16 protein-coding genes are annotated in these 18,904 nt (G+C 60.6%); 9 read left to right on the top strand and 7 right to left on the bottom strand.

The genetic code is table 11. The features are described 5' to 3' along the window. Positions 1-150: 150 nt before the first annotated feature. Positions 151-2,001 carry an ABC transporter ATP-binding protein/permease gene (locus AC13RM_RS11125; RefSeq protein WP_113231351.1) on the top strand — a complete coding sequence of 617 codons (1,851 nt, stop codon included), beginning with the start codon at positions 151-153 and terminating at the stop codon, positions 1,999-2,001. A 118-nt stretch (positions 2,002-2,119) separates the two neighbouring features. Here the strand turns inward: AC13RM_RS11125 and efp are convergent, their stop codons facing one another. Beyond that, positions 2,120-2,689, bottom strand: coding sequence for an elongation factor P (efp, locus tag AC13RM_RS11120; protein ID WP_028751515.1), 570 nt, complete (start codon positions 2,687-2,689; stop codon positions 2,120-2,122). A gap of 152 nt (positions 2,690-2,841) precedes the next feature. On the opposite strand from efp, the gene epmA reads away from it, so the two are divergent. The 7 genes from epmA to AC13RM_RS11085 all read left to right on the top strand — a co-directional run bounded on the left by epmA (position 2,842) and on the right by AC13RM_RS11085 (position 11,185). Next, positions 2,842-3,906 carry an EF-P lysine aminoacylase EpmA gene (gene epmA, locus AC13RM_RS11115; protein ID WP_488554940.1) on the top strand — a complete coding sequence of 355 codons (1,065 nt, stop codon included), beginning with the start codon at positions 2,842-2,844 and terminating at the stop codon, positions 3,904-3,906. Next, positions 3,903-4,955 (top strand): lysine-2,3-aminomutase-like protein, encoded by a 1,053-nt coding sequence (locus AC13RM_RS11110; RefSeq protein WP_285176368.1) that lies wholly within the window; start codon positions 3,903-3,905, stop codon positions 4,953-4,955. Before epmA ends, AC13RM_RS11110 begins: the two co-directional genes overlap by 4 nt. Before the next feature lie 357 nt (positions 4,956-5,312). Beyond that, on the top strand, positions 5,313-5,564 hold the full coding sequence (locus tag AC13RM_RS11105; protein WP_075853503.1) for an acyl carrier protein: 252 nt from the start codon (positions 5,313-5,315) through the stop codon (positions 5,562-5,564). Next, positions 5,564-6,757, top strand: coding sequence for an acyl-CoA dehydrogenase family protein (locus AC13RM_RS11100; RefSeq protein ID WP_488554939.1), 1,194 nt, complete (start codon positions 5,564-5,566; stop codon positions 6,755-6,757). Before AC13RM_RS11105 ends, AC13RM_RS11100 begins: the two co-directional genes overlap by 1 nt. A 5-nt stretch (positions 6,758-6,762) precedes the next feature. Continuing rightward, positions 6,763-7,671: an amino acid--[acyl-carrier-protein] ligase gene (locus AC13RM_RS11095; RefSeq protein ID WP_488554938.1), complete on the top strand. Its 909-nt coding sequence runs from the start codon at positions 6,763-6,765 to the stop codon at positions 7,669-7,671. An 8-nt stretch (positions 7,672-7,679) separates the two neighbouring features. Further along, positions 7,680-8,639, top strand: coding sequence for a DUF1839 family protein (locus tag AC13RM_RS11090; protein ID WP_488555123.1), 960 nt, complete (start codon positions 7,680-7,682; stop codon positions 8,637-8,639). 77 nt (positions 8,640-8,716) lie between these two features. Then, positions 8,717-11,185 carry a glycoside hydrolase family 2 protein gene (locus AC13RM_RS11085; protein ID WP_488554937.1) on the top strand — a complete coding sequence of 823 codons (2,469 nt, stop codon included), beginning with the start codon at positions 8,717-8,719 and terminating at the stop codon, positions 11,183-11,185. 53 nt (positions 11,186-11,238) lie between these two features. Here AC13RM_RS11085 and AC13RM_RS11080 read toward each other — a convergent pair whose 3' ends face one another. The 6 genes from AC13RM_RS11080 to AC13RM_RS11055 all read right to left on the bottom strand — a co-directional run bounded on the left by AC13RM_RS11080 (position 11,239) and on the right by AC13RM_RS11055 (position 17,673). After that, positions 11,239-12,318 (bottom strand): ABC transporter ATP-binding protein, encoded by a 1,080-nt coding sequence (locus tag AC13RM_RS11080; RefSeq protein ID WP_488554936.1) that lies wholly within the window; start codon positions 12,316-12,318, stop codon positions 11,239-11,241. A 44-nt stretch (positions 12,319-12,362) separates the two neighbouring features. Continuing rightward, positions 12,363-13,433, bottom strand: coding sequence for a Gfo/Idh/MocA family protein (locus AC13RM_RS11075; RefSeq protein ID WP_488554935.1), 1,071 nt, complete (start codon positions 13,431-13,433; stop codon positions 12,363-12,365). Positions 13,434-13,440: 7 nt separating this feature from the next. Further along, positions 13,441-14,466: a Gfo/Idh/MocA family protein gene (locus tag AC13RM_RS11070; protein ID WP_488554934.1), complete on the bottom strand. Its 1,026-nt coding sequence runs from the start codon at positions 14,464-14,466 to the stop codon at positions 13,441-13,443. A 73-nt stretch (positions 14,467-14,539) separates the two neighbouring features. Further along, the gene (locus AC13RM_RS11065) at positions 14,540-15,424 is read right to left on the bottom strand and encodes a carbohydrate ABC transporter permease (RefSeq protein WP_488554933.1); all 885 of its coding nucleotides are present in this window, start codon (positions 15,422-15,424) and stop codon (positions 14,540-14,542) included. After that, a complete protein-coding gene (locus AC13RM_RS11060; RefSeq protein ID WP_488555122.1) occupies positions 15,417-16,328 on the bottom strand; it encodes a carbohydrate ABC transporter permease in 912 nt (303 codons plus the stop codon). The genes AC13RM_RS11065 and AC13RM_RS11060 overlap by 8 nt, the downstream gene beginning before the upstream one ends. 61 nt (positions 16,329-16,389) lie before the next feature. Next, on the bottom strand, positions 16,390-17,673 hold the full coding sequence (locus AC13RM_RS11055) for an ABC transporter substrate-binding protein (RefSeq protein ID WP_488554932.1): 1,284 nt from the start codon (positions 17,671-17,673) through the stop codon (positions 16,390-16,392). A 180-nt stretch (positions 17,674-17,853) separates the two neighbouring features. Between AC13RM_RS11055 and AC13RM_RS11050 the strand changes: the two genes are divergently transcribed. Beyond that, positions 17,854-18,549, top strand: coding sequence for a TetR/AcrR family transcriptional regulator (locus AC13RM_RS11050; RefSeq protein ID WP_488554931.1), 696 nt, complete (start codon positions 17,854-17,856; stop codon positions 18,547-18,549). Positions 18,550-18,904 lie beyond the last annotated feature (355 nt).

Genomic DNA, 18,904 nt, shown 5'->3' with positions numbered 1-18,904 from the left:
CAATCTTTCGAGTGCAAGCTAATTGCTGACCTTATTCGGTTCAAGACGCGAAACCGTGTATATAGGAATGTGATCCCACCGATCTATTGCAAGGGTGGACATGAGGGCGGGTCATGATTAACTGACGGGACGTGTCGCAGGGAAGTGCTGATGGCAGTTGAAAAGCAAGCCAAGCCGAATATCCAGGGAAATGAACAGGTCGGATACGATTTAAGTCTTTTCTTTCGGCTGAGGATGATGTTCTCCGCTTTCTGGAATTCGGCTGTTCGCATCAAGATCATTTCCCTGACTATCGCGCTTTTCGTGATCATTCTGGTCACGGCTTATGTCCAGGTGCTGCTCAACAGTTGGAATGCGCCTTTCTACGATTCGCTGGCAAGGCGCGATATTTCCGCTTTCTTCCATCAGCTCGGCGTCTTCGGCATCATCGCCGGCTCGCTGCTGGTCCTCAACGTCGTTCAGGCATGGCTCAACCAGATGACCGCCCTTTACATGCGCGAGGGCCTGGCGCGCGATCTGGTCGATCAATGGCTGCAGGCCAAGCGTGCGCTTCGTCTTGCCTCATCCGGGCTGATCGGCGTCAATCCCGACCAGCGGCTGCACGAGGACGCCCGCAATCTTGCCGAAAGCTCGACTGGGCTTGCCATCGGACTGGTGCAGGCGACGATCCTGCTTTTGAGCTTCATCGGCGTGCTCTGGGAGCTCTCCAGCGGCATGGTCTTCCACCTCAGGGGCATGAGCTTCTCCATTCCCGGCTACATGGTCTGGGCGGCGATCCTCTATGCCGGATCCGCCTCCTTCCTCAGCCAATTCGTCGGCCGCCGCCTCGTGCGATTGAATGCGGATCGCTATTCGAAGGAAGCCGAACTGCGCTTCGCGCTCATGCATGCCAACGAGCATATGCCGGCGATCACGATTGCCGGCGGTGAGGAGAACGAGCGCCGGCGGATCAATCTCGATATATCGGCCGTGCTCGCCGTTATCCGGCAGCTTGCCATCGCCAATACCAATCTCACATGGGTTTCGGCCGGCTATGGCTGGCTGGTGCTGATCATTCCCATCCTCGTTGCCGCGCCGGCCTATTTCTCCGGCGGCCTGACCTTCGGCCAGCTGATGGTGGCGGTCGGTGCCTTCAATCAGGTCAATTCGGCGCTGCGCTGGTATGTCGCCAATTTCGGGCCGATTGCCGAATGGCGCGCGACGCTGATGCGCGTCACTGATTTCCGCAAGGCGCTGACGGAAATGGACGACAAGACGCCGATGCCGCACACCCTCGTCTTTGAGAAGGCGGCGCCGGGCACGATGGTTTGGACCGACCTGGAAATTTCGACGAAGACCAGCGACGAGGCGACGGAAAACGGCTTCCGGATCGCGGAGGGTACGGTCACGATCAAGGCCGGTGAGCATGTGATGATCAACGGCGATCATGGCGTGAACCGCAGGCTGCTGTTCGAAGTGCTGGCGCATCAATGGTATAGCGGCTCCGGCACGGTCAGCCTGCCGCCGATGGACGACATGCTGTTCGTGCCGCACACGCCCTATGTGCCGACCGGCACCCTCAGGGAGGCAATCTGTTTTCCGGATGATCGGGACGCCTATGACGATGCTGCTGTCGACACCGTCATCGACAAGGTAGGGCTTGGCCGTCTGAAGAGCCGTCTCGATACGCAGGCGCGCTGGGATCGATTGCTCGATACCGAAGAGCAGAAAGCCGTCGGCTTTGCACATCTGCTGCTCGCAAAGCCGAAATGGGTCGTCTTCGACGATGCCCTGGAAGGGCTGGAGGCCGAAGTTCAGGCGAAGGCCTTTGCTCTGCTGGCCGAACTGGAAGATGCGACCCTGATCTATATCGGCCGCTCCGACGCCTTCATGCACGCCATGTCACCACGCGTCCTGCATTTGCAGTCTCTGGCTCCGCACGAGCACAGCACCGATATGCAAGCGCCTCCCGAAACCGCCAGTGCGATGCAGGCGGACGAGAAGAAGGCCAGCGCTCCCTAACGAGAGCGGCGCGGCGAGTCTTCACGCAGTCGCTGCCGCTTCGGCTTCAATTCCCCTAAAACGCAAAACGCCCCGTCACCAGGACGAGGCGTTCTTCATGCAAGCAGGTGGCCGAGGCTCAGTCCTTGGCGCGCTCGACGTAGGAATTGTCTTCCGTCGCGATGACGACGCGGGTGCCGGCGTTGATGTGCGGCGGAACCATGGTGCGCACGCCGTTCGACAGCATGGCGGGCTTGTAGGATGAGGATGCCGTCTGACCCTTGACGACCGGCTCGGTCTCGGTGATCTCGAGTGTGACATGGCGCGGCAGTTCGAGCGCCAGCGGAATGCCTTCGTGGATCGACAGGATGCAGGTCATGCCTTCCTGGAGGTAGGCCTTCTGGTCGCCCATGGTTTCGACGTCGACCACGACCTGATCGTAGTTGGCCGGATTCATGAAGTGGAACCCTTCGCCGTCTTCGTAGAGATACTGGAAGTTCACGTCTTCGACGAAGGCGCGCTCGACCTGCTCGGTGGTGCGCCAGCGTTCGGACACCTTCACGCCATCGACGATACGGCGCATGTCGACCTGCGTGACCGGGGTGCCCTTGCCCGGATGAAAGTTCTGTGCGGTGAGAACGACGTAGAGCTTGCCGTCGACGTCGAGAACGTTGCCCTTGCGGACCGAAGAGGCGATGACCTTGACCATAAGACTTCCTTGTAACGCTGCGTTTTGCGTCGTAGAGGGACTGTCGAAATGCTCTCCGAGACGCAGCAATTGTTTGCTTGGGGGCGCAACTACCCTAAATCAATGGAAATTGCCACCCCCTTGCGTGGCTCGTGCCCCGAAGAAAGCTAGGAATGAAGCCAAAGACGAGCAAAGCGTCCCCCTGGTGGACCCGCAATGTCCATGCGGACCGGCGGCCGTTCCTCATCGGCCGCAATGCCATTCAGGCTGCCTTGCGCGTTTTCTTTGCGCGCAACGACTTCATCGAGGTCGATACGGCGACGCTGCAGGTGTCGCCGGGGAACGAGGCGCATCTGCATGCTTTCGAGACCGAGGCGCTGACGACCGACGGCAAGGCATGGCCTCTTTATCTGCATACCTCGCCGGAATTTGCCTGCAAGAAGCTGCTTGCGGCGGGCGAAGAACGCATTGCCTGCTTTTCCCATGTCTATCGCAATCGCGAGCGTGGGCCGCTGCATCATCCGGAATTCACCATGCTGGAATGGTATCGGGCAGGCGAGAGCTATGAGGCCCTGATGGCCGATTGTGCCGCGCTGCTGGCGCTTGCGGCTGAGACCGTCGGGGCGAAGAAATTCAGCTATCGCGGCGCGGAAACCGATCCGTTCCTGCCGCCCGAGCGGATCAGCGTTGCGGCTGCCTTCGAGCGCTATGCCGGTATCGATCTCTTCGCCTCCATCGGCCTCGATGGATCGACGGATCGCGAGCGTCTGGCGGCAGATATGCGCCAGGCTGGCATTCGCGTTGCCGACGACGATCTATGGCAGGATCTTTTTAGCCGCGTGCTCGTCGAGAAGATCGAACCGAATCTGGGTTTCGAACGCGCCACCATTCTTGACGAGTATCCTGTTTCCGAGGCGGCGCTTGCGCGGCCATCGTCCAGGGATCATCGCGTTGCCGAGCGTTTCGAGCTTTATGCCTGTGGCGTCGAGCTTGCCAACGCTTTCGGCGAGCTCACCAATGCCGAAGAGCAGCGCCGCCGCTTCGATATCGAGATGGCGGAAAAGCAGCGCGTCTATGGCGAAACCTATCCGTTGGACGAGGAGTTTCTGGAGGCGCTTGCCGTCATGCCCGAGGCGAGCGGCATCGCGCTGGGCTTCGACCGGCTCGTGATGCTGGCGACCGGCGCCTCGCGGATCGAGCAAGTGCTGTGGGCACCGGTCGCGGAGTTCGACGCATGAATGCGATGCGACCGATCCGGACTATCGGCGAGCTTGAGCGTGCCGGGTTGATCGATGCCGATCAGGCAGTGGCGCTGGAAGCCGTAGCGGAGCGCTATGCCGTTGCCCTGACGCCGACCGTGACGCGCCTGATCGACCCCGAAAATCCTGCCGATCCCATTGCCCGACAGTTCGTGCCTGATGCCGCCGAACTCGTCGTCAGCCCGGATGAGCGCGCCGATCCGATCGGCGATCATGCGCATAGCCCGGTCGAGGGTATCGTTCATCGCTATCCCGATCGCGTCTTGCTGAAGGCCGTGCATATCTGCCCGGTCTATTGCCGGTTCTGTTTCCGCCGCGAAATGGTCGGGCCGCAGGGGCTCGGCACGCTGGATGGCGATGCGCTTGGCAGCGCCTTTGCCTATATTCACGATCATAAGGAGATCTGGGAGGTCATCCTCACCGGTGGCGATCCGCTGGTTCTCTCGCCAAGGCGGCTGGAAGAGATTCTCGGGCAGCTTGCCGAGATCGACCATGTGAAGATCGTCCGTTTCCATACCCGCATCCCCGTCGTCGACCCGTCAAGGATCGATACGGCGCTGATTGCGGCACTGAAGGCGAGCGGCAAGACCATCTATGTGGCGCTGCATGCCAATCATCCGCGGGAGTTGACCGACGAGGCGCGCGCTGCCTGCGCCCGGCTGGTCGATGCGGGCATCGTGCTTGTCAGCCAGTCGGTTCTCCTGAAGGGGGTCAATGACGATCCCGATGTGCTGGCGGCGCTGATGAAGGCTTTCGTCGAGACGCGCGTAAAGCCCTATTACCTGCATCATCCCGACCTTGCACCTGGCACCGGCCATTTCCGCCTTGGCATCGCCGAGGGACAGGCAATCGTTGCGGCGCTGCGCGGCCGCATCTCCGGCCTTTGTCAGCCCACCTACATTCTCGATATCCCCGGCGGCTACGGCAAGGCCGATATCGGTCAAAGCTCCGTTCGCGAGCTGGGCGAAGGTTGCTACTCGATTTCGGACTATCGTGGCGGCGAGCATATCTATCCGCCGCAAAGCTAAAGTGCATACTTATGATCTTATATTGCACTGACGCTCTGATTGTGATTGTCATTTTCGAATAAAACGTAGTGGCGAATTTTGGTGCGTTAACCTTCTTCGGTACCTCGCTCTTCCAAAAATCGACATGGCGCAATATTAGGTCAATTTAATATTTGTGCAGAAGTCATCGTTTATATGACTTACGGAAGGTAAATTTTAATCAGACAAGTGTTGAATATATCATTTTTCGACAAAGTATAAGTTGTTTGTATTTACCACGTCGCTTAGCGGAATGTTCTATTTTACCTGTTACTTCTTGGCGAACGATAAGACGGTGTAACTCCAGTTATGCTTATCACTGCCAGAAGGGACTAGACTATGAACAAGACGATTCGCGATTTGCTGGCCAAGTTCGGCGCGCTTCCCGTTGCTATCGACCAGATCGAAGACGACGCCGATCTTTACGCGACCGGCCTGTCTTCTTTCGCTTCCGTGCAGTTGATGCTCGGCATCGAGGAAGCCTTCGACATCGAGTTTCCCGACAACCTGCTGAACCGCAAGTCCTTCGCCAGCATCGCCGCGATCGAAAGAACCGTCGGCATGATCCTCGACAGTAGAAAGGTCGCGTAATGACTGCGGCGGTCGCTTTACTCGAGGTTGGGACGGGCGAGGGAGCGGCGGTACGCGCCGCCCGCGTCGCAGCGATCGCCAGCCAGCACGCCGATGCCGTCGATGCCGAGGGCCGGTTCCCGCGCGAGGCTGTCGACGCCATGCGCGCCGAAAAGCTGCTCTCCATCCAGATCCCCGCCGATCTCGGCGGTGAAGGCGCGTCGATGACCGAAATCGCCGAGCTCTGCTCGATCCTCGGTCAGGCTTGCGCGGCGAGCGCCATGGTCTTCGCCATGCACCAGATCAAGCTTTCGAGCCTGGTCGAGCACGGCGTCGATAGCGATTGGCACCGCGACTTCATGCGCCGCATCGCGAGGGAACAGCTGCTGCTCGCTTCGGCGACGACCGAAGGCGGGATCGGCGGCAACCTGCGCAACAGCATCTGCGCCATCAAGGTCGAAGGCGATATCTGCACCCTCGAAAAGGATGCGACCGTCATCTCCTACGGCGCCCATGCCGACGCCATTCTGATTACCTCGCGCAGCCATGCCGAGGCGGCGTCTTCCGATCAGGTGCTGACCTGCTTCCTGAAAGATCAATACGATATCAAGCGCACCGTCGAGTGGAACACGCTCGGCATGCGCGGCACCTGCTCCGATGGCTTCCTGTTCAAGGGCGAGGCGCCGGCCAAGCAGATCCTGCCAAAACCGTTTGCCGAGATCGCCGCGCAATCGATGCTGGCGAGCTCGCACCTGCTCTGGAGCGGCGTGTGGTATGGCATTGCAGCCGATGCGGTTTCCCGCGCGCAGGCTTTCGTGCGCGCCGCCGCCCGCAAGTCTCCCGGCGCACCGCCGCCCGGCGCCCTGCGCCTTGCCGAAGCCTCCAGCATGCTACAGATGGTGAAATCCAATGTAGTTGCCGGGCTGAAGGCCTATGAGGAGGCGAAGCTCGACGCGGACCGCCTGTCGTCGATGGCTTTCGCCGTGGCGATGAACAACGTCAAGATCGCGTCGTCGGAGATGATCCTGCCGATCATCAACCACGCGATGCTCATCTGCGGCATCATGGGCTACAAGAACGGTACGCCCTACAGCCTCGGTCGCCACCTGCGCGATGCGCACTCGGCACAATTGATGATCTCGAATGACCGCATTCTCGGCAATACGTCGACCATGCTGCTCGTCCACAAACAAGATACCAGCCTGTTGGGGTAATCGTCATGGATATGCAAACATCGTTTCTCGACCGTCTTTTCGATTCCGGTCTCCTGATCGACACCGGCGTTGATGGTCTCTACGGCCGCAGCGGCCAGTTCGAAGACGTGATTTCCGCTTTCGAGCGCTTGATCGATACGTTCGGCGGCGCCGATGGTGCCGAAGCTATCCGCTTTCCGCCGGGCATGAACCGCGCCTTCTTTGAGACGAGCGGCTACATGAAGAGCTTCCCGCAACTGGCCGGCACGGTGCACAGCTTCTGCGGCAACGAACTCGACCATATGAGCCTGCTGAAATGCATGGAAGTCGGCGACGACTGGACGAAAGACCAGCAGGCGACCGATATCGTGCTGACGCCGGCTGCGTGCTATCCGCTCTATCCGACGGTTGCCAAGCGCGGTGCCATTCCGGAAAACGGCGCACTTTACGATCTGCAGTCCTATTGCTTCCGCCATGAACCCTCGAAGGATCCAGCCCGCCAGCAGCTGTTCCGCATGCGCGAATATGTCTGCATGGGCAGCGAAAAGCATGTCACGGATTTCCGCCAGAGCTGGATGGACCGCGGCATCGAGATGATGAAGGCCGTCGGTCTCGACGTGACCATCGACGTCGCCAACGATCCCTTCTTCGGTCGCGCCGGCAAGATGCTTGCCAACAACCAGCGCGACCAGAACCTCAAGTTCGAGCTGCTGATCCCGATCACCTCGACCGCGAAGCCGACCGCCTGCATGAGCTTCAACTACCACCAGGATGCCTTCGGCACGAAATGGGGCCTGAACTTTGCCGATGGCAGCGTCGTGCACACGGCCTGCGTCGGCTTCGGCCTGGAGCGCATCGCGCTGGCGCTGTTCCACACCCACGGTCTCGACGTCAAGGAATGGCCCGAGAGCGTGCGCAAGACGCTTTGGGGCTGATCGCACCGATGGCTGCCGTGTTTCAGGGACTGGATCCCGCCGCCTACAAGCCACATGCGCTGCATGACAGCGAGCGCATGTGGCCCGAGACCAACTGCTACATCGATCTTTGGATCGAGGTGCTTTCGACGTTGAAGCTGCCGCCGGAAGCCATGCTCGGCTTTACGCTGACACAGGATTTCGAGGGCGACCAGTTCACCTTCTTCAAGGTGCCGCTCGAGGATCTGGAAGCGCTCTACGGCGTGCGCTGCACCGAGCTTGCGATCTACGACAAGGTAAAGAACCATGTCGCCGAACAGATCGGTCGCGGCCGGCTCTGCCTGATCGAGATGGATTCCTTCTTCATGCCGGACACGCAGGGCGTCGGCTATCGCCGCGAACACGGCAAGACGACGGTCGCGATCAACCGGCTCGACATGCACGGCCGCACGGTCGACTATTTCCACAATGGCGGGTTCTTCCAGCTGTCGGGCGAGGATTTCGACGGGCTCTTCCAGCTGCATCTGACGGATGAGGATCTGCCCTTTCTGCCCTACACGGAATTTGCGAAATTTCCGGAGAAGGCACCGAGCGAAGCTGCGATCCGTCAGACGGCGCAGCAGCTCCTGTCCTTCCATTTCCGTCGTCGTCCGCTGGCCAATCCGATCCGCGCCTTCGCGGAGGTCTTCCCGGCGCAGGTGGAAGCGGTCGCCGAACGGCCTTTCGGCTTCTTCCATAAATATGCCTTCAACACGCTGCGCCAGCTCGGCGCCAATTTCGAACTGGCCGGCAGCCATTTCGATTGGCTCTCGGCCGCTCTGTCCGAAGCGGCGGTAGAGGCGCGGAAAATTTCCGAGACGGCGAAGTCGGTCCAGTTCCAGCTTGCCCGGGCCATTACGCGCAAGAAATTCGAGCCGTTGCGCACGGCGCTTGATCCCGCCGCCGATGCGTGGGATTCCATGATGAGCGAGCTCGAACGGAAGCTTTGACCGGCTTTCGTTCGAACGCGATACAGCTGGGTCATTTCTGAACATATTGGGGCGGGGGAAATCCCCCGGAAGATGTCATGGGCGGGCGCTTGGCGGATCTCGGCGGCGGAATGCGGCTGAGCGAAGGTTGGAATCTGGTATTGACGGAGGCGGGCACCTGCCTCTCGCCTTCTGATGTACCGCTGACGTCGGGCTTCATCCCGGCACCCGTGCCCGGCACGGTGGCGGAAGCACTGGAAAGGGCCGGGCGCTTCGACCGGACGAAGCCACAGCCGCTTCACGACCGCGATGCCTGGTACATCTGCCGTCTGGTGGATGCCGAGGCCGGTGAGGCGGTCTTGCGGCTGGAAGGGTTGGCGACACTCTGCGAAGTCTTCCTAAACGGCCAGCAAATCCTCGTGTCCGAGAGCATGTTCGAGGCTCACGACGTCGACGTCATCCTGCTTGGCGGCGACGAGTTGGCGCTATGCTTCCGCGCGCTGGAGCCGAGGTTGTCCGAGCCGGGGCCTCGGGCCCGCTGGCGGCCACAGATGATCACGCCGCAGGGTTTGAGGACAGTGCGCACGACGCTGCTTGGCCATATGCCTGGCTGGTGCCCGGAGGTTCAGGCCGTCGGCCCGTGGCGACCGATTACGCTGCTGCGGCCAAGTGCGCCTGTTCTCCGCGATCTCTCTTTGCGGCCGGACCTGCTCGAAAACGGTGAAGGCAGGCTCTATGCGTCACTTTCGATCGAAGGTGATGCCGAACAGCTGGTGCTGAGGTGCGGCGAGACGGAGCAGGCCTTCGAGAAGGATGGTGCCGGCCGTTATACGGCAATCCTGAAGATCCCAGATGTGGCGCCCTGGTGGCCGCATACGCATGGCGTGCCGCAACTCCATGATGTCAGGCTCGTCGTCGATGGCGTTGAGCATGGGCTCGGGCAGACCGGTTTCCGGCGGCTGTCGGTGGATCGCGGTGCCGATGGGCAGGATTTCACCCTGATCGTCAATGGCGAGCGGATTTTCTGCCGGGGTGCCGTGTGGACCACAGCGGATATCGTGCGCCTGCCCGGTGGCCGCGATGATTACGAGCGCTGGCTGCGGCTCGCCGCCGAGGCTGGCATGAACATGATCCGCATCGGTGGCACCATGGCATACGAAACACCGGAATTCTTCCGCCTCTGCGACGAGCTTGGCCTGATGGTTTGGCAGGATTTCATGTTTGCCAATTTCGACTATCCGAAGAACGACAAGGCGTTCAATGCCCATGTCGAAACGGAGGTTTCGCAATTTCTGAGCCGCACACGCCTCTCGCCTTCGCTGGCGGTCCTTTGCGGCGGCAGTGAGATCTACCAGCAGGCAGCCATGATGGGCCTGCCGGAGCAGTTCTGGAAAAGCCCTGTTGTCGAGGAGATCATCCCGCCCCTGGTGCAATCGCTACGGCCGGATGTGCCCTATGTCGTCAATTCTCCGTCGGGCGGGCCGATGCCGTTTTCACCGAATGCCGGTGTCACGCATTACTATGGCGTCGGCGCCTATATGCGGCCGCTTGCCGATGCCCGCCGCGCCGATGTTCGCTTCGCCGCCGAGAGCCTGGCTTTCGCGCATGTGCCGCAAGCCCGCACGCTCGGCCAGCATCTGCCGGTTCCGGCAGTCCATAGCCCGCTATGGAAAGAGCGCGTGCCGCGCGATCGCGGTGCCTCCTGGGATTTCGAGGATGTGCGCGATCATTATCTTCAGGAGCTTTACGGTTTCGAGCCAAACCGGCTGCGGAGGGAAGATCCCGATCTCTACCTCAACCTTTCGCGGGCGGTGACCGGCGAAGTCGCGGAAGAGACCTATGCCGAGTGGCGCTGCCAAGGTTCCGGCTGCAACGGGGCGCTCGTCTGGACGCTGCAGGATCTGCTTCCCGGCGCTGGCTGGGGTGTGATCGATTCCACCCGCGAGCCGAAGCCGGTCTGGTATGGGCTGCGCCGAGCCTTCCGGCTGGTGCAGGTGCTGCTCACGGATGAGGGTACGAACGGTCTTGACGTCCATGTCATCAACGAAAGCGATGCGGCGCTCGATCTGACCGTCGAGGTCTCCTGCCTGCGCGACGGCCGTCAGATCGTCGTCGGTGGCGGCCGCGATTTGGTGCTTAAGGCGCGCAGCAAGCAAAAGATCGCCTGCACTGATCTTTTCGGCGCCTTCTTCGACACGACCTATGCCTTCCGCTTCGGTCCACCATCGCATGACGTTACGGTGGCGCGGCTGACAGCCCCGGCGACCGGTGCTGTTATCGCCCAGGCCTTTTACTTCCCGCTTGGCCGAGCCAAAGCGTTCCATGATGCCGAAATCACGGCGTCGGCGGTGCAGGAGGGCGAGGATTGGTTCCTTGATCTGAGCACCGACCGGTTGGCGCAATCGGTGCAGATCGATCTGGAAGCCTATCGGGCGGAGGACGACTGGTTCCATCTTGCGCCGGGCAGCCGGCGGATTCGCCTGCATAGGCGGGGGGGCGTTCCGATCGATGTCATTCCATCCGGGCAAATCCGCGCTATCGGCAGCCGGCGGATCGTCGAGGTGTAAGGGGTTATCTCGCCCCTGGCGGGCGAGATAACCCGTCGTGCTGCCGGCTCAGCTCACAACGTCACACCATCCGGCCCAAACAGATGGCAGCGCTCAGGATCGATATGGATACTGACCGTCTCGCCGGCGCGGATGGCCTGCTGATCTTCCAGCGCAACCGTTAGCGCCTGACCGCCCTGCAGCGTGACGTAGAGGATCGTCTGGCCGCCGAGGTGTTCGACGAGATCGACGCGGGCATTGCCGAGTGACAGACCGCGATCGCCGACGTTCAGGTGCTCCGGGCGGGCGCCGAGGGTGACGGGTTGCCCCGGCTGTAGGCCGCCGAGCCGTCGCGGCAGGCGCACCGTTTGGCCGGCAAGATCGATGACGGCAGAGCCGTCGTCGGAGGCGACGATCTTGGCATCAAGGAAGTTCATCTTCGGCGAGCCGATGAAGCCGGCGACGAACTTGTTCTTCGGCTTGTTGTAGAGGTCGAGCGGCGCGCCGACCTGCTCGATCTTGCCGCCATTGAGCACGACGATCTTGTCGGCCATGGTCATGGCCTCCGTCTGGTCGTGGGTCACGTAGATCATGGTGTTGCCGAGTCGCTGGTGCAGGCGGGCGATCTCGACGCGCATCTGCACGCGCAGTTCGGCATCGAGATTCGAAAGCGGCTCATCGAAGAGGAAGATGTTGGGTTCGCGCACGATGGCGCGGCCGATGGCGACGCGCTGGCGCTGGCCGCCGGAAAGCTGCTTCGGCTTGCGCTGCAGCAGCTGCTTGATCTGCAGGATCTCGGCTGCTTTTTCGACGCGCGGCTGAATATCCTGCTTCTTCATGCCGGCGGTTTCGAGGCCGAAGGCAAGGTTTTTGTAGACGGTCATATGCGGATAGAGCGCATAGGACTGGAAGACCATGGCGATGCCGCGCTTGGAGGCGGGGACATCGTTCATGCGGCTGCCGTCGAGATAAAGCCCGCCGCCGGAAATCGGCTCCAGCCCGGCAATCATGCGCAGAAGCGTGGACTTGCCGCAGCCGGAGGGGCCGACGAAGACGGTGAATTCCCCCGGCTCGATTTCGAGGTCAATCCCGTGAACCACCTGAAGCTCGCCATAGCGCTTGATAACCTTCTGCAGCGATACGCTTGTCGCCATAGGCGCTCCCTCCCTGTTGGTCCTGATGGCTCGCGGGTCAACGTTCATGACGGCCTCCAGCTCTTGTATTTCTTGGCTTCCGGCCCGACAGGAAAACGGACTTCGGTGCGGGTTTCCGACGATTCATAGAATGCCGTGACCAGCTCCAACGCTTGGCGAGCATCGACTGTGGTCACCGGCAGTGGTCCGCCCGATACCAATGCTTCATGGAACAGCTTCATCTGCGTGTTGAAACGGTTGGGGATCGGCGACCAATCGGCGAGCAGCGCATCGATCTTCGCGCCGATCTCGTCATTGGCGGGAACGATCTTCCAGGGGTCCTGGCCGGGGCTATAGGGCTCATGGTTGCTCTCGATCAGGACGTTTTCGAAGGCGAGGCGCAGGCGGCTGATCTGCTCCTGTGAGCCGAGCGTGGCGCTGATGGTGGCGAGTGCGCCGTTTTCCATCAGCAGGCTGGCGCTGGCGCAATCCTCCACTTCGATATCGTTGACGCGGGTGGCAACACGGCCGAAGAGGCCTGCGATCGGTCCCATCAGATAGGTCAGCATGTCGTGCAGATGGATGGAGTGCGTCATCAGCACGCCGCCGAGCTCGGTGTCCCACTTGCCGCGCCAAGGGACTGCATAGTAATCCGCGCCGCGCACCCAATGCGTCTCGGACGTCGCGACATAGGGCTTGCCGGCAATGCCTGAAGCGATGATGCGCTTCGCCTTCTGGATACCGTCGCCATAGCGATACTGGAAGATCGGCATCAGCCGGCCCTTGGCGGTCTTTTCGGCCTCGATGACGGCATCGACATCGGCGAGCGATCCCACGAGCGGCTTTTCGCAGACCACATGCTTGCCGGCAGCAAGCGCTTGCATGATGAGCTGGAAATGCGAGCCGGGCGGCGTGCAGATGTCGATGATGTCGATATCGGGCATGTTGAGGACTTCGGAGAAGTCCTTGAGGCGTCTCGCGATGCCGAATTCGTTGCCGACGGCGTTCAGGCGTTCCTCGTTGAGATCGCAGAGAACGGCGACCTCGAAACGATCCGCATGCGGCAGATAGCCTTCGACGATGTGCGAGCGGCCGATGCCGAGGCCGATGATCGCGACTTTCTTGATGTCGGACATGTCGCAATTACCTCTGAATGTTCTTGAGGGATGTTGCCTCGGCGAGCGCCTGCGCCTTCAGCGCCAGCTCCATGGCCTTGAAGCAATGTTCCTGACCCATGGCCGTTTCGGTGCGGTCTCTTATGTCTGCTACGAGCTGGCGGCCATAGGGCAGCTCCACTCCGGCGCAGTCGATATGCTGCATGCCTTTGCGGTCGGTGAGAAAAAGGTGATCGGTGCCAGGACGGCCGGCAACGTCGATATATTTGCGCAGCTCCATCGTGCCTTCGGTGCCGACGATGAAGAGACGGCCGTCGCCCCAGGTAGAAAGCCCGTCCGGCGTGAACCAGTCGACCCGGACATAACCCGTCACGTCAGGTGTCCTCACATGGAAATCGCCATAGTCCTGCAAGCCCGGCGTTTCCGGATTGGCGCGGTTCGACACCGTTGCCGACAGCACTTCGGCTTCGAGGGAGTCTGCAAAGAACAGGAACTGCTCGCATTGATGCGAGGCGATGTCGGCGATGATGCCGCCATAGCGCTTGCGGTCGAAGAACCAGTCCGGCCGAGTAGGTTTGCGGAGCCGATGGGGACCGAGGCCCGTCGTGTGAATGACCTTGCCGATGGCTCCGGCCTTGACCAGCTCACCGGCCTTGACGGTCGATGCCGTTTCGAAGTGCTCGGAGTAAAGGATGGAGACGATACGCTTGGTCTCGGCCTGTACCTTTTTGACGTCTGCCAGCTGATCCAGCGTCACCATGCCGGGCTTGTCGAGCATCACGTCCTTGCCGTGGCGCATGGCCTCGATGGCAAGGCTGGCGCGCTCGTTGGAAATCGCGGCGCTGACGATCAGCGCGATGGAGCTATCCTCGAGGATTTCCCTTTTATCGGCAACGCGTCGTGCCTGCGGGAAGCGGTCGGCGAAGACGGCGGCGAGATCGTCCTCCAACGCATGGAAGGCGACGAGTTCGGCGCCGGCCCGCAGCATGACGTTGACCTGGCCGTAAATGTGATCGTGATTGAGGCCGATGGCGGCGAAGCGCAGCGCGCTCATGCGACATTTCCTTTCGTGGGTTCGTTGGTTCGCAGCCCCAAATCTTGGGTATTCGGGACCGCGGGGTTCATAATCAGCGTTTGAGACCGGCGGTCGCGATGCCGTCGATCAGCAGCCTCTGGAAGAAGAGGAAGATCAGGAAGACCGGGATCAGCGACAGGCTCGACATGGCAAACAGGCTGCTCCAGTCGGAACTACCCGTGGAATCCACGAAAGAGCGCAAGCCGAGCTGTACCGTGTAGGTGTTGATGTCAGAGAGATAGATCAGCGGCCCGAAGAAATCGTCCCAGGTCCAGATGAAGGAGAAGATGGCGGCCGTCGCCAGAACGGGAAGCGACAGCGGCAGCATGATGCGCCAGTAGATGCGCCACGGGCTGCAGCCGTCCATCATCGCGGCCTCGTCCAGCTCGCGCGGAATGCCGCGGAAGAACTGCACCATCAGGAAGATGAAGAAGGCGTCGACGGCGAGGAATTTCGGCACGACGAGCGGCAGCATGGTTTTTACCCAGCCGAGCTTCAGGAAGAGGATATATTGTGGGATCAGTGTGACGTGATAGGGCAGCATCAGCGTGCCCAGCATCAGCGCGAACCAGAAATTCTTGCCCCAGAAGTTCAGCCGCGCGAAGGCATAGGCCGCCAGCGAGCAGGAAATCACGTTGCCGATGACCGAAAGCACGGCGATGACGGCCGAATTCCAGACGAATTTTCCGAAGGTGACCTGGCCGCCGAACCAGCCGCGGGCATAGGAGCTGAAATCGAATTGCGAGGGGATCAGCGATGCCGTGCCGAAGATCTCGTTCTGGTCCTTGATCGAGCCGGAAAGCATCCACAGCAGCGGATAGAGCATCACGATCGACGCGGCGACGAGAGCGACGTGGATGAGGAGGGAAAGGAACCACGGGCGCTCGCGCGGCGGCTTCATGTCCTCGGCAAAATGGGTGAGCTTCGCGTCAGTCATCGTAGTGGACCCAATAACGAGCGGAGAGGAAGGAGAAGGCGGTGAAGATCGCAATGATGATCACCAGGATCCAGGCAAGCGCCGAGGCATAGCCCATGCGGAAATAGCCGAAGGCCTCCTGGTAGAGATAGAGCGTGTAGAACAGCGTCGAATCGATCGGCCCGCCGGTGCCGGAGGAAATCACATAGGCCGGCGTGAAGGCTTTGAAGGCGTCGATCGTCTGGACCACGGCATTGAAGAAGATCACGGGTGTCAAAAGCGGCAGGGTGATCTTGAAGAAGATCCGCGCCTTGGAGGCGCCGTCGAGGCTGGCGGCCTCGTAGAGATCGGTCGGGATCTGGCGCAGGCCTGCGAGAAAGATGATCATCGGCGAGCCGAACTGCCAGATGGCGAGGATGACGAGCGTATAGAGCGAATAGTCGGGATTGGAGATCCAGCTCGGCCCGTTGATGCCAAAGGCGTACCAGAGCAGGGTGTTGACGATGCCGTCGGCATCGAAGATCTGCCGCCACAGTACGGCGATCGCGACACTGGAGCCGAGCAGCGACGGCAGGTAGAAGATGGCACGGTAGACCGGCAGGCCCTTGATGCCGCGGTTGAGCAGCAGCGCCACCAGCAGTGCGAAGGCAAGCTTCAGCGGCACCGAACAGACGACATAGAACAGCGTCACCTTCATCGACGATAGAAACTTGTCGTCGGCCGTCGCGATCCGCACGTAGTTCTCCATGCCGACGAGGTTCGGCGACTGCAGCAGATTGTAATCGGTGAAGGAGAGATAGAGTGAGGCGATCGCCGGCCCGAGGGTCAGTCCGAAGAAGCCGATGAACCACGGCAGAAGGAAGAGATAGCCGGGTGCGTTGCGCGCGAACGCGCTCGGCGCCTTATAGGAGGTTTCCACGCGCAACGGCGCGCGCGCGCCGACAGCCAAGCCACCGGCAACGCTCTTGCTGTTTGTACCCACGGTGTCAGCCTCGCGTAATGTTTGCTGCTGCCTGTTCGGTGAACTTCGTGCCAGCGTCCTGCGCGCTGGTTTTGCCGAAGGCCACCTCCTCGGCGATCTTCTTCAGCAGGAATGCATTTTCGCCGGCGCCGTTCGGCGGAGATGGCGGCAGTGGGCCGACATGCGGCGTCAACCGGCCGATATAATCGACCACCTTCTTGCTCGTCTCATCCAGAGCAGGGGTCAAAAGATCGCGAATCTTCGGCGAGGCGGGAACGCCGCGTTCGAGACCGAGGGCCTTGGTGCCCTCCGGATCCTCCACCAGATAATTGACGAAGGCGACGGCGGCATCCTTGTTCTGGGATGTTGCCGAGACCGACATCAGCATCGACGGCTTTAGATACTGGCCGGGCTTGCTATCGGCATTGGCCGGATAGGAAACGATATCGAGCTTTTCCTTGTTCAGGCCCTGAATGGCGACGAACTGGTTGGAATGGGCGTAGCTGACCGCCGCCTTCTTGGTCACCAGCATGTCGGTTTCGAGGGTTTGTTGGTCCAGAGCCTGGACGTCGGCCGGCGTGCAAGCGCCGATCTCTCGCATATGGCCCCAGAAATCGAACCATTCGGTGGCATCCTTGGCCTCGAAAGCCAGCTTGCCGTCGGCCGTATAGAGCGCCTTGCCGCGCTGGCGCAGCCAGCATTCGAAGGCCGGTTCGCCGCCGCTTGCGTCCGCCGTGCCGTAAAAGCCGCGGCGCTTCTTGGCAGCCGTGACCTTGGCGCAGGCATCGCCGAGCTGTTCCCATGTCATACCGTCACGCGGCGGCTCGACGCCGGCTTCGTTCCACGCGGCCGTATTGACGACGACCATCGAGGAGTTCACGCCGAGGCTGACGCCGTAGATCTTGTTATCAACCTTGCCGGAATCGATGTTGGCCGGGCCGAAATCCTCGATCGCCAGGCTCTTGCCGAGGTAAGGCGTCATATCGAGCAGCGCGCCGCGACGGGCATATTCGAAGATGTAGCGGTAATCCATCTGGATGAGGTCGGGCGCGTTGCCGCCGCCGGTCTGGGTGGCCAAGCGCGTCCAATAGCTGTCCCAGCCGAAGGATTCGCCGGCGATGGTGATATCCGGGTTCTTGGCCTGATAGGCCTTTACCGCTGCAAATGTCCGGTCGCTGCGCTCCTTCGACCCCCACCAAAGAAGGCGCATCGCGGTTGCCGCATTGGCGCGGGAAAGTCCGATACTGCTGAAAGCTAGCGTGGCTGCCATGCCGGCAAGCAACTGCCGGCGGTCGATCGTCAACGTCATCCTGGTCTCCTCCCCAGCGAACCGATGATTTACGAACTGCTTTGCATGATATAACTATTTGATTACAAGTTGGATAGAAACGCGACCGCTGTCAAGCGCCAATCGTGCGGCAATCAAAACGATGCGTGCCGGAATCGGCAGTATCCGTCGCTAATGCTACCGTTCGGAAGGAGATCGTCCATGGCGGTCAGGGCGAGACAAGAGACTGAAAATAAAGCACAAGCGGATGCCGGCAAGACCATGGGCAAGCGGTCGAGAAAAGCATCGCGCAATCCGCAACGCACCCATGCCACCATCCTCGATGCGGCGACGGAAGAATTTGCCGCGCATGGTTTCGGCGGTGCCCGGGTAGATGCGATTGCAGCGCGGGCACAGACCAACAAGCGGATGCTTTATCATTATTTCGGCGACAAGGAGGGACTCTACCTCGCCGTGCTGGAGGCGAGCTATGCGACGATCCGCAATGCTGAAAAGCAGCTGGATCTGGCGCATCGTCATCCGGAAGAGGGGATGCGGGAGCTGGCCTTGTTCACTTGGCGGCATTTTCTCGCCCATCCGGAGTTTTTGAGCCTGCTTGCCACCGAAAACCTGCATCACGCGCATTATCTGCAGCGATCCGATAAGGTCTCGGCCATGCATTCGCATCTGATCGATGAGCTTGCGGATGTGCTGCGACGCGGGGAGGCTCTCGGCATTTTCCGGGCGGCGGTCGATCCGATATCCGTCTATCTCACGATCGCGGCACTTGGCTTTTTCTATCTGTCGAACCGCCATACACTATCGACGATTTTCGCGCGGAAGCTAACGGCCCCGGATGCGCTGAATGAGTGGGGTGAGCATATCGTTGCCGTCACGCTCGCTTCGATTCGCGCGTAGGTGATCCTGACGCGATGGTTTCGAGAAATTTTTAAAAGGCGATTGACAAGGTTGATGATAACGCGCGATCTTGTAACCATATGGTTACATTGCCTGGGTGGCCAAACATTTGCTTTTCCTGGTTCTGGAGGGAATCGGGCATGGAGGAAAATCATGAAGTCTTGTCGTACCGACACGATCTACTCCTGCTACAGGGCGATGCAATTGGCTGGCGGTAGACTGCCTCTGCAATGATTCTGAATAGCCCCTCACCCCAGCCCTCTCCCCGTTGAAACGGGGAGAGGGGGCGACAGAGCAAGCCAACTCGCTATCCCTATTTCGAGTCGGATATAGGCTGGAAGACTCCCTCTCCCCG

This window comes from Martinezella sp. CNPSo 3732, from assembly GCF_057784515.1.
This window is presented reverse-complemented; position numbering and strand designations above follow the sequence as displayed.